This is a genomic window from Streptomyces otsuchiensis (assembly GCF_004305975.1).
Taxonomy (GTDB): Bacteria; Actinomycetota; Actinomycetes; order Streptomycetales; family Streptomycetaceae; genus Streptomyces; species Streptomyces otsuchiensis.
The window spans coordinates 1-9,720 of sequence record NZ_BHZI01000224.1; the positions used below are offsets into that span (position 1 = coordinate 1).

At 73.1% G+C, this 9,720-nt stretch carries 11 protein-coding genes and 1 pseudogene; 4 read left to right on the plus strand and 8 right to left on the minus strand.

Annotated features, from left to right (window positions below; translation table 11 throughout):
- Window positions 1-351: 351 nt before the first annotated feature.
- The 5 genes from E0D90_RS19495 to E0D90_RS19515 all read right to left on the minus strand — a co-directional run bounded on the left by E0D90_RS19495 (window position 352) and on the right by E0D90_RS19515 (window position 4,235).
- A complete protein-coding gene (locus E0D90_RS19495; RefSeq protein ID WP_227870335.1) occupies window positions 352-756 on the minus strand; it encodes a DUF4229 domain-containing protein in 405 nt (134 codons plus the stop codon).
- Between the two features lie 144 nt (window positions 757-900).
- Window positions 901-1,425 carry a GNAT family N-acetyltransferase gene (locus E0D90_RS19500; protein WP_130799436.1) on the minus strand — a complete coding sequence of 175 codons (525 nt, stop codon included), beginning with the start codon at window positions 1,423-1,425 and terminating at the stop codon, window positions 901-903.
- 193 nt (window positions 1,426-1,618) lie between these two features.
- Window positions 1,619-2,785: an aminofutalosine synthase MqnE gene (gene mqnE, locus E0D90_RS19505; RefSeq protein WP_103503098.1), complete on the minus strand. Its 1,167-nt coding sequence runs from the start codon at window positions 2,783-2,785 to the stop codon at window positions 1,619-1,621.
- A 51-nt stretch (window positions 2,786-2,836) separates the two neighbouring features.
- Complete coding sequence (locus E0D90_RS19510) at window positions 2,837-3,298, minus strand: Lrp/AsnC family transcriptional regulator (protein WP_103501562.1); 462 nt, start codon at window positions 3,296-3,298, stop codon at window positions 2,837-2,839.
- A gap of 151 nt (window positions 3,299-3,449) precedes the next feature.
- A complete protein-coding gene (locus E0D90_RS19515) occupies window positions 3,450-4,235 on the minus strand; it encodes a UbiX family flavin prenyltransferase (protein WP_130799437.1) in 786 nt (261 codons plus the stop codon).
- A 477-nt stretch (window positions 4,236-4,712) separates the two neighbouring features.
- On the opposite strand from E0D90_RS19515, the gene E0D90_RS19520 reads away from it, so the two are divergent.
- The 3 genes from E0D90_RS19520 to E0D90_RS19530 all read left to right on the plus strand — a co-directional run bounded on the left by E0D90_RS19520 (window position 4,713) and on the right by E0D90_RS19530 (window position 7,408).
- Window positions 4,713-5,822, plus strand: coding sequence for a hypothetical protein (locus E0D90_RS19520; protein ID WP_103501564.1), 1,110 nt, complete (start codon window positions 4,713-4,715; stop codon window positions 5,820-5,822).
- Between the two features lie 163 nt (window positions 5,823-5,985).
- The gene (locus E0D90_RS19525; RefSeq protein WP_130799438.1) at window positions 5,986-6,651 is read left to right on the plus strand and encodes a rhomboid family intramembrane serine protease; all 666 of its coding nucleotides are present in this window, start codon (window positions 5,986-5,988) and stop codon (window positions 6,649-6,651) included.
- 109 nt (window positions 6,652-6,760) lie between these two features.
- Window positions 6,761-7,408: an O-methyltransferase gene (locus E0D90_RS19530; protein ID WP_130799439.1), complete on the plus strand. Its 648-nt coding sequence runs from the start codon at window positions 6,761-6,763 to the stop codon at window positions 7,406-7,408.
- Between the two features lie 56 nt (window positions 7,409-7,464).
- Here the strand turns inward: E0D90_RS19530 and E0D90_RS19535 are convergent, their stop codons facing one another.
- A complete protein-coding gene (locus tag E0D90_RS19535; RefSeq protein WP_307721157.1) occupies window positions 7,465-7,968 on the minus strand; it encodes a hypothetical protein in 504 nt (167 codons plus the stop codon).
- A 109-nt stretch (window positions 7,969-8,077) separates the two neighbouring features.
- On the minus strand, window positions 8,078-8,740 hold the full coding sequence (gene leuE, locus E0D90_RS19540) for a leucine efflux protein LeuE (RefSeq protein WP_103503803.1): 663 nt from the start codon (window positions 8,738-8,740) through the stop codon (window positions 8,078-8,080).
- Between the two features lie 200 nt (window positions 8,741-8,940).
- On the opposite strand from leuE, the gene E0D90_RS19545 reads away from it, so the two are divergent.
- Entirely contained in the window at window positions 8,941-9,489 is a 549-nt protein-coding gene (locus E0D90_RS19545) for a SecDF P1 head subdomain-containing protein (RefSeq protein ID WP_130799440.1), read from the plus strand.
- Window positions 9,490-9,510: 21 nt separating this feature from the next.
- Here the strand turns inward: E0D90_RS19545 and E0D90_RS26690 are convergent.
- Window positions 9,511-9,720, minus strand: a pseudogene (locus tag E0D90_RS26690) (tetratricopeptide repeat protein); the annotation flags it as partial.

Consider the following 9,720-nt stretch of genomic DNA (forward strand, 5'->3'; position numbering starts at 1 on the left):
GCCACACCGCCGCGTGTAACTGACCGCACGCAGCGCACCGGGCACGCCCGAACGGCGTGCCCGGTGCGCTGCGTGCGGTCAGTTACACGCGGCGGTGTGGCGGCGACAGAGGTCGATGTGCAGCCGCGCGACGAGCAGCACGGGGCTCGGAACGGGGTCGTGCGCGACTGGTTTCACATCGAACACATTAACACCCTTCCTATGAGTTGCCCCAAGTGTGGCTTTGGGTCCCGGTCGTTGGACAGCACAACACCCCGTCGGGGGAAGGGATTCCCGGCGGGGTGCGGTGGTCGGCGTGAGACGTCTCACGCGGAAGAGGTGTGGGTCCGGCGGCGCGTGGCCGTCCGGCCGTCAGCGCTCGGTGGCGGCCTTCGTTGTGGCCTTCGTCGTGGCCTTCGTCGTGGCCTTCGTCGTGGCCGCGGGCTCCTCGGTGGCGGGCTTCTCGGCGGCGGCGCCACGCGCCGCGTCGTCCGCCTCGTCCTCCATGGTGCGGTTGGAGTGCAGCTTGTCGCGGGTGCGGAGCACCGCGTCGCCGACCTGCTGGGACATCGCGTCCCGCTGCCGGTTGAGCAGGACGAAGCTGATCGGGGAGGAGATGAGGATCGCCAGCGCGAAGAGCCACAGCGGGTTGGAGTCCCCGATGCCGAGCGGGATGAGGCCGAGGTGTGCCAGGCCGGTCACCAGGGCCAGGCAGGCGACGAAGACGCCGATGCGCATCCCGGTGTAGCGGATTGTCGCGTGCTTGGTGTCGGTCACGGCTGCTTCCTATCGGCTCGGGCTGCTCGCGGGTGCTGCTCGTCGGCGGTGTCCGGTGGTGTCCGGTGGTGTCCGGCGGTGTGTGCCGGTCTCCGGTGGCCGCCGATCGGGGCCGTCCTCCAGTGAAGCATGCCCTCCCGGCGGTCAGGCCAGGGGGAGCCAGAACATCACGTCGTCGCGGTAGTCGTCGGCGCTGACGCGGATCGCCTCCGGTGTGCGACCGACCTCCTTGTAGCCGCACGCCTCGTAGAACCGCTCCAGTCCCATGCCGCCGCGGCAGGTGAGCCGGATCGCCCGCACGCCGGCGGTCGCGGCGGCGGTCTCCCGGCACGCGCTCATCAGCCGGCGCCCCTCGCCGCCGCCCTGGTGGGCGGGGTCGATCATCACCCGGTACAGGCCGACCCAGTGGCGCATCAGCCGGTGCGCGTTGAACTGCACGAAGGCGAGCGCCGCCGGCTGCCCGTCCTCGGTGAGGCCGAGGACCATCCGGGCGCCGCCCTCGCGCACCAGGCGCAGGTGCTGTTCGCAGACCTCGCGGATCTCCTCCGGCTCGACCGGTGGCACATAGCCGACCGCCCCGCCCGCGTTGGTGACGTCGGCCCACAGCCGCAGCAGCCCGTCCGTGAGCGCGGGCGTCACCTCCGGGTCGACCACATACCGAATACTCATGCCGTGGAGCGTATGTTCCTGCACGATGGCGCGCCAGTGCGTTCCGCCCGGGCGAACATCACACCCGGCACCCCTCAACCCGGCACCCCTCCACCGAGGAAACGCCGCCCGCGGACGACGCCGGCCCGCCACCGTCGAAACGGTGGCGGGCCGGTACGACGAACACCGGGCCGCGGCCCGGTGCTCCGACGTGTCAGAGCCGCATCGCCTGCGGCGACTCGCGGCGGTCCTGGTCCGGGCCGTCGTACTCGCGCACCACCTCGTAGCGGGTGTTGCGCTCCAGCGGACGGAACCCGGCGTCGCGGATCAGCTCCAGCAGATCCTCGCGGGTCAGCTTGTCCGGGGTGCCGAAGGAGTCGGCGTCGTGGGTGATCTTGTACTCCACGACCGAGCCGTCCATGTCGTCCGCGCCGTGCTGAAGCGCCAGCTGCGCCGTCTGGAGGCCGTGCATGACCCAGAACACCTTGACGTGCGGCACGTTGTCGAACAGCAGCCGTGAGACCGCGAACGTCCGCAACGCCTCGGCGCCCGTCGCCATGGTGGTGCGCGCCTGGAGCTTGTTGCGGATCTTGCCGTCCTTCATGTCCACGAAGTCGTGCTGGTACCGCAGCGGGATGAAGACCTGGAAGCCGCCGGTCTCGTCCTGGAGTTCACGCAGCCGCAGCACGTGGTCGACGCGGTGGCGCCGCTCCTCGATGTGCCCGTAGAGCATGGTGCACGGGGTCTTCAGCCCCTTGGAGTGCGCCAGCCGGTGGATCCGGGACCAGTCCTCCCAGTGGGTGCGGTGGTCCACGATGTGCTGCCGGACCTCCCAGTCGAAGATCTCGGCGCCGCCGCCGGTCAGCGACTCCAGCCCGGCGTCGATCAGCTCGTCCAGGATCTGGTCGGCGGTGAGCCCGGAGATCTCCTCGAAGTGGTGGATCTCGGTGGCGGTGAACGCCTTGAGCTGCACCGTGGGCGGCAGGACCTCCTTCAGCGCCCGCAGCGAGCGCGGGTAGTAGCGCCAGGGGAGGTTGGGGTGCAGGCCGTTGACGATGTGCAGCTCGGTGAGGTTGTCGCCCTCCATCGCCTTGGCGAGCCGGACCGCCTCCTCGATCCGCATCGTGTACGCGTCCTTCTCCCCCGGCTTGCGCTGGAAGGAGCAGTACGCGCACGACGCGGTGCACACATTGGTCATGTTGAGGTGACGGTTGACGTTGAAGTAGACGACGTCGCCGTTCTTCGCGGTCCGCGCCTCGTGCGCCAGCCCGCCCAGCCAGGCCAGGTCGTCCGACTCGTAGAGCGCGATGCCGTCCTCGCGGCTCAGCCGCTCGCCGGCGCGGACCTTCTGCTCCAGCTCGCGCTTGAGTCCAGCGTCCATGCCCTGCCGCCTCCTCGTTCGTGGGTTTCCGGACCGAGCGTACGCCGCCGGTCAGGCGTCGATGTCCTCGGGCAGGCCACCGACCCGGTTCTCCCACTTGGTGGAGAGCACGATGGTGGTCCGCGTCCGCGAGACACCCTTGGTGCCGGACAGGCGGCGGATGGTCCGCTCCAGGCCGTCCACGTCGGTCGCCCGCACCTTCAGCATGTAGGAGTCGTCGCCGGCGATGAACCAGCAGTCCTCGATCTCGGCGAGGTGCTGAAGCCGCCCCGCGACCTCCTCGTGGTCGGTCGCGTCCGAGAGCTGGATGCCGATCAGCGCGGTGACGCCCAGGCCGAGCGAGGGGGCGTCGATCGTCGCGCGGTAGCCGGTGATGACCCCGGCGCCCTCCAGCCGGTTGATCCGGTCGGTGACGCTGGGGCCGGAGAGCCCGACCAGCCGGCCCAGCTCCGCGTACGAGGCGCGGCCGTTCTCGCGAAGGGCCTGGATGAGCTGCCTGTCCACCGCGTCCATCTCGCCGCGCCTTTCGCTGTTCCGTTGGGGACGTCGTTCCACAGAAGAATCTAAGGCATACGGGCCGGACCGCTTACGACTGGCCCGCCGCTGCGGCGTGAGGAGCCTGCCCGCGGCGCGGCGCGGGGCCGGGTCCGCCGTCGGCCGGCTCTCACTCCCTGGCGCCGCCGAGCTGTCCCGCCCAGCGCCGGTACAGGTCGTGCTCCACCCCGACGGCGTCCAGCGCCCGCCCGGCCACGAAGTCCACCAGCTGCTGGATGTGGTGGGCACCGGCGTAGAACCCGGGCGAGGCCGGCAGCACCACGGCCCCCGCGTCGTCCAGCGTCACCAGGTGACGCAGCGTCTGGCCGTTCAGCGGCGTCTCCCGCACGGCCACGACCAGGGGGCGGCGCTCCTTGAGCGTGACGCTCGCCGCCCGCTGGAGCAGGTCCTTCGACAGGCCGAGGGCGACACCCGCCACGCACGCCGTGGAGGCGGGCACGATCAGCATGCCCCGCACCGGGTACGAGCCGGACGACGGCCCGGCCGCCAGGTCCCCGGCCGCCCAGTACCGCACGTCGGAGAGGTCCGGCGCGAACGCGTCGGGCGTGCCGTCGGCGCCGCGCGCCAGCCAGGACGCCAGATCCTCCTCCCAGTGCGCGTCGCGGAAGCCGATGCCCGTCTCGTCCAGCAGTGTCAGCCGCGAGGCCCGGCTGACCACCAGGTCCACCGGCTCGCCGGCCGCCTGCAGGCCGCGCAGCACGGCGGCGGCGAACGGGGTGCCGGACGCGCCGGAGACCCCGACCAGCCACGGCCTGCGGACGGTCGCCCGTTCGGTGGGGGACGTGGGGGCCGTGGGTGCCGTGGAGGCCGCCTGGGCGGGCGCGCCCGGCCCGGCCGCCGGGGGTGTGGGGTTGGCCGGCTCGATCGGCGTGGTCGGCTCGGTCGGCTCCGTCATGTCGATCCCACTCGCTCCGCTCGGTGTGCGTGGTGTGCGCGGCCCGGGCGGTGTGCGGCCGGCGTCGCCGCTCCGAACCCGGCGCGGCGCCGCCACCGGGGCCGGGTTCGGCCGGGTGGGGCATCTCGGCCGTTCCCCCGGAAGCACGCCGCCGTGGACGGCGCACTCCCCGGCGTGCGCGCCGCCTGGTCGGCCGTGCGCCTCGGTCGCGCGTCGGTGCTGGTCACCCCGGGTCTCGACGCCCGCGGCTCACCCGACCGAGCGTATCCGAGCCGAAGGTCAACACCTCCTCACCGTCCGGTGACACCTCGGCCACGACCGGCCGTGCTCCGCGCACACCGTAGGGTCGCCGGTAGACACTGTGCGGGTGGGGGTCGGTCCCCCTGCCGCCGTTCACCGACCGGGAGTGACATCATCAGCACCCTCCGCAAGCGGAGCACCGCCCTCGGCGGCGGTGCGCTCCTGATCACCCTGGCCGTGACCGCCGCCGGCTGCCAGCTGGGGCCCGTGGCCGGTGCCGGCCCCGGGCTGGGTGACGCCGTCGACCAGCTGATGTCCCGGGAGGCCGTCACGCTGGAGGCGTCGTTCCTCGCCTCGCCCGAGGAACTGCACGAGTACCTCGTCCGGTCCGCCGAACTGTCCGGTGATCCCGAGCCGGACCCGCAGGACGCCGAGGTGCTGTCCGCGCTGGAACTGACGGCCGTCGCCGGCGAGTCGGAGGGCGAGCGGAAGATGAGGGACCTCGACGCCGGGGAGCCGCTCTCCGCCGCGCTCTCCGTCGGGTTCGGCGGCAAGGACGCGGTCGGCATCAAGCAGATCGATGGCCTGCTCTATCTGCGCATCGGCGCCGACACCATCGTCCAGGACGCCCTGCGCGGCGACCGGTCCGAGGTGCTGGCCGCCGAGCGGTTCATGGAACGTGCGGGTGAGCTGCCGCCCTCCCTGGACACCGCCTCCCGGGCGCTGCAGGGCTCCTGGGTGCTGGTCGACCCGTTCCTCTACCCCTCCTACGGCGACGCCCTGGACATCGGTGCCGGAGTCGACCGCGACCTCGCCGACAACATCGCCGACGCCCTCACCGAGTCGGCGCCGCTGCTCAACTCCGAGCACCAGTGGGCGCTGCTGGAACAGCTGGAGCAGGCCCTCGGCACGGACGCCACCCTGCGGACCACCGGCGAGGAGCGCGGCGCGGAACTGGTCGAGCTGGAACTCCCCGCCGCCCGCGCCGACCAGGCCCTCGGCCCGCTGCTCGCGCTGCTCACCCAGCAGAGCGACCGGTTCGGCCTGACCCCCGTCGTCCACGACCCGGTGGACCCCGACGCCAAGGTCACGGCCGAACTGGCCGTCCGCAACGGTGTGCTGTCCGAAGTCACTTTCGACCTCGGACAGTTCGCGGGTGAGGACTTCCCCGAGCTGCCGCTGCGGCTCACCCTCAACAGCGGTTCGGCGATCAGCCTCACCGCACCCGAGGCGCCCATGCTCCACCCGGACGACCTGACCGTCGCCCTGCTCTACCTCGACCTGCGGGAGGAACAGCGCCGCGCCGACCCCGACCGCGCGGACGTGCCCGGGCCGATGCAGCCCTGATCCCGTCGAGGCGGTGACGGGCGGCCACCGAATCGACGCGGGCGGTCCCGCCCCGGCCGGCCTGGCGCGCGCCCGCCGGTTCGGGCCGCCGATCGCCTAGCCTGGACATCCGGCCGCGCCGACCCACCGGCCCGGCGCCCGAGGCGGGGGAAAGAGGACTGCGATGGCGAACCGGACGCCGAGAGGCCAACGCGCCATCGCGGCGGGCCTGCTGATGTTCGGCTGGCTCGCGCTGATGTGGGTGCTCACCGCCGTCGACGGCGACAACCCGCGCTGCCTGCCGGGCGACCCGGACACACCGCTGGTGTGCGAGTACGGCGTGGAACCGCGGCAGTCCGGCGAACTGCTCGACATCTACCCGGCGGCCTTCCTGCACTTCGGCTGGGACCACCTGCTGGCCAACAGCCTCCCGCTGCTGATCTTCGGCTTCCTCGCCGCCGTGCGCGGCATCCCCCGCTTCCTCGGCGTCTGCCTCCTCATCATGACGGTCTCCGGGCTCGGCGTCTGGCTGTTCTCCAGCTCCGGATCGATCACGGCCGGTGCCTCCGGCGTCGTCTTTGGCCTCTTCGGATACCTGCTGGTGCGCGGCTTCGTGGAGCGGGACGCGCTGGACATCACCGTCGGCATCACCGTCTTCCTGCTCTACGGCTCGCTGCTGTGGGGCGTGCTGCCCACCCAGACCGGGGTCTCCTGGCTCGGCCACCTCTTCGGACTGGCCGGCGGGGTCCTCGCCGCGTTCTGGCTGCGCCGCGGTGACACCCCGCGGCGCCGCTGGTCGCGCCGGACGCCGCGCGGCCTCTCCGGGCCGCCGCCCGGCCACCCGGGCTGAGCCGGCGCGTGCACCCGGGCCGGCCCCGGCGCGTGCGTGCTCGTGGCGCGGTCGCGCGCCGGGCTCCCACGCGGGCGCGCGGGCGCGCGCCGAACCGTAGAGTCGGCCCATGGACATCGTGAACCCCGCGCTCCACGAATATCTGATCGACCACGCCACCCCCGCCGACGAGGTGCTCCGCGACCTCGCGGAGGAGACACACCGCTCCCTGCCGCAGCGGGCCGGCATGCAGATCACCCAGGACGAGGGCACGTTCCTCACCCTGCTGGTCCGGCTGACCGGCGCGCGACAGGCGGTCGAGGTCGGCACCTTCACCGGCTACTCCTCCATCTCCATCGCCCGCGCCCTGCCCGAGGGCGGCCGGCTGACCGCCTGCGACGTCAGCGAGGAGTGGACCTCGATCGCCCGCCGCTACTGGGAGCGGGCCGGGGTCTCCGACAAGATCGACCTGCGCATCGGCCCCGCCGCCGACACGCTGCGCGCCCTCCCGCAGGAGGAGTACCTGGACTTCGCCTTCATCGACGCCGACAAGACGGGATACGCCGTCTACTACGAGGAGCTGCTCGCGCGCCTGCGGCCCGGCGGCGTGATCGTGCTCGACAACACCCTCCAGAGCGGGCGGGTGGTCGACGAGGCCGACCAGTCGGAGTCGGTGGTCGCCATCCGGGAGGTCAACGACGCCATCGCCGCCGACCGGCGGGTGGAGTCCGTGCTGCTCTCCGTCCGCGACGGGGTGACCGTGGTCCGCAAGCGCTGACTCGGCGGGCGGGCTGAGGAGCGGGCGGCGGCGCCCGTGGCCGTCATGTCACCGGTTCAGATGCCGCGGGCTCCGGGCGGGCCGGGTGCGTCGTCGTCGCCGTTCGTACTCCCGCCGGTTCCGGGGCCCCGGTCGGTTCCGGGGCCCCCGGCCGGGCCGGTCTCCCGCTCCGGTTCGCGCTCCGGCAGCTCCGGTTCGGCGTCGGTGAGTTCGTCCGCGTAGACCTGCGACAGCGGCTGCGGGCCGACGTAGCGCTGGCAGGTGCAGGCGCCCGGTTCGTAGCCGGTCGGCGTCTGGTCGGCGTCCCAGCCGGTGGGCCGCCGCACCACCTCGTGGCAGACACCCCGGCGGTCGTGCTGCGAGAGATGGTGGCCGCACCCGCACACCGGCTCGGGCGCACGCCGGGCGGCCTCCAGCCGGCTGATCCGCCGCTCCTCGGCGCGCAGCCACTCGATCCGCCGCTCATGGCGGTTCACCTGTCCCTTGCGGACGGTCTCCGCCACCCAGGAGCCCCCGCCGCACAGCAGGAAGACACCCACGATCCAGACCCAGACCGGCACGTCCCGCCACCTCCTCCGAGGGAGCCTACGCGCCCGGCCGCGCCGCGGCACCCCCCCCAATGGGGGCCAGCGGGCCGCGTGCGGCGCAGGGTGGACCCGCGGCCGGCGGTCAGGTGCCGGAGGACAGCGAAAGCTTCGCGGCGAACCCGAGGAACCCGGCCCCCGCCAGAGCCGAAGCACCCGCCTGCAGGCGGCGCCGCCGCCGGAACGCCGCCGCCAGCCGCGCGCCGGTGAAGATCAGCAGGCTGAGGTACGCGATGCTGAACAGCTGCACCCACAGCCCCAGCGCCAGGAACGACAACGCCGGGTACGGATAGGCCGGGTCCACGAACTGGACGAAGAAGGAGACGAAGAACAGGATCGCCTTCGGGTTCACCAGGCTCGCCAGAAACGCCCGCCGGAAGGGCCGCTCACCGGGGACCGACGGCGCTCCCGCCGCCGCCTCGGCCTCGGCCACCCGCTCGCGCCGCCGGCGCCACAGCGACCACGCGCCCCGCAGCATGCCCACCGCCAGCCACGCCAGGTAACCGGCGCCGAGGAACTTCACCACCGAGAACGCCACCGGGCTCGCCTGGAGCAGCGAGGCCGCACCCCCGGCCGAGAGCGCCATCAGCACGGCGTCGCCGCACAGCACCCCGCCCGCCGCCCGGTATCCGGTGCGCACGCCCAGCCGCGCCCCGACGGAGAGCACGTACAGCGAGTTCGGCCCCGGCATCAGGATGATCAGGGCCAGCCCGGCCAGGTAGGTGGGCAGATCGGTTATCCCCAGCATGCGGCGCATGCTGCCACATCCGTGTGGTGTCCACCGAAGCCGTTCCACTTCCCAGACGCCGGGACGCACGGGGCGTCCCGTCCGCCGCCCCGTCCACCACCGGGGGCACCGCGCGGGCCCGCTACCGGATTCCCGTGCGGTGCGGTGTACTTACCCCGTCGCGGCGCCCGCCGGCCACCCCATACCTCCGAAGGAGCGGAATGGCGAAGGACACGACCGGCAGCAGCCGCGGCGGCGTACCGCCCGCGCTGGCGCTCGGCGCCCTGATCGCCGTCGGCGTCGCGATGCTGGTGGTGGCGCTCACCATCGGCGGTGGCGACCCGCAGCAGCCCGAGGGCCAGCCGCTGCGGATCTTCCCCGTGGTCGACCAGGTCCCCGGCGCGTGCCCGGACTCCGCCCCCGCCGACGCGTTCCCCGCCTCGGACCGGGGCGGCTGCTACCTCATGGACACCGGCCGGGCAGTGGTCATGGAGGGGCTACGGGACGTGAGCGTCGAGCACGACGCCACAGGCGACTGGAACGTCCTCATCGACCCGCGTCCGGAGGACGCCCAGGCGCTCAGCCGGCTGACGGCCGAACTCGTCCGCGAGAGCGGAGACCGGCGACCGCTGATCGCGCTGGTCGTCGACGGGACCGTCGTCGCGGCCCCCGCGCTCACCGAGGCGCTGCCCCCCGCCGCCTTCCGGATCGGAGTCGGCGGCGGCCGGGACGAGGCGGACCGCCTCGCCGACGCCCTGGGGCACGGCTGACCGTCGGTGCCGGGCCGGGCGTCATTCGGTGGTGAGGTGGGTTGTGAGGCGTTGGCGCAGGTTGTTGGCGCGTGGGTCGTTGTAGGGGGCGATGAGGCGGAGTGCCTCGCGTCGGTGCTGCTGGGCGTCTTCGGGGTGGTTTTGGTCCGGGGATGCGGTGGTGTGGGCGAGGTGGTCGAGGGCGATGGCTTCGTGCCATCGGTCGTCGAGTTCGCGATGTGTGGCGGCGGC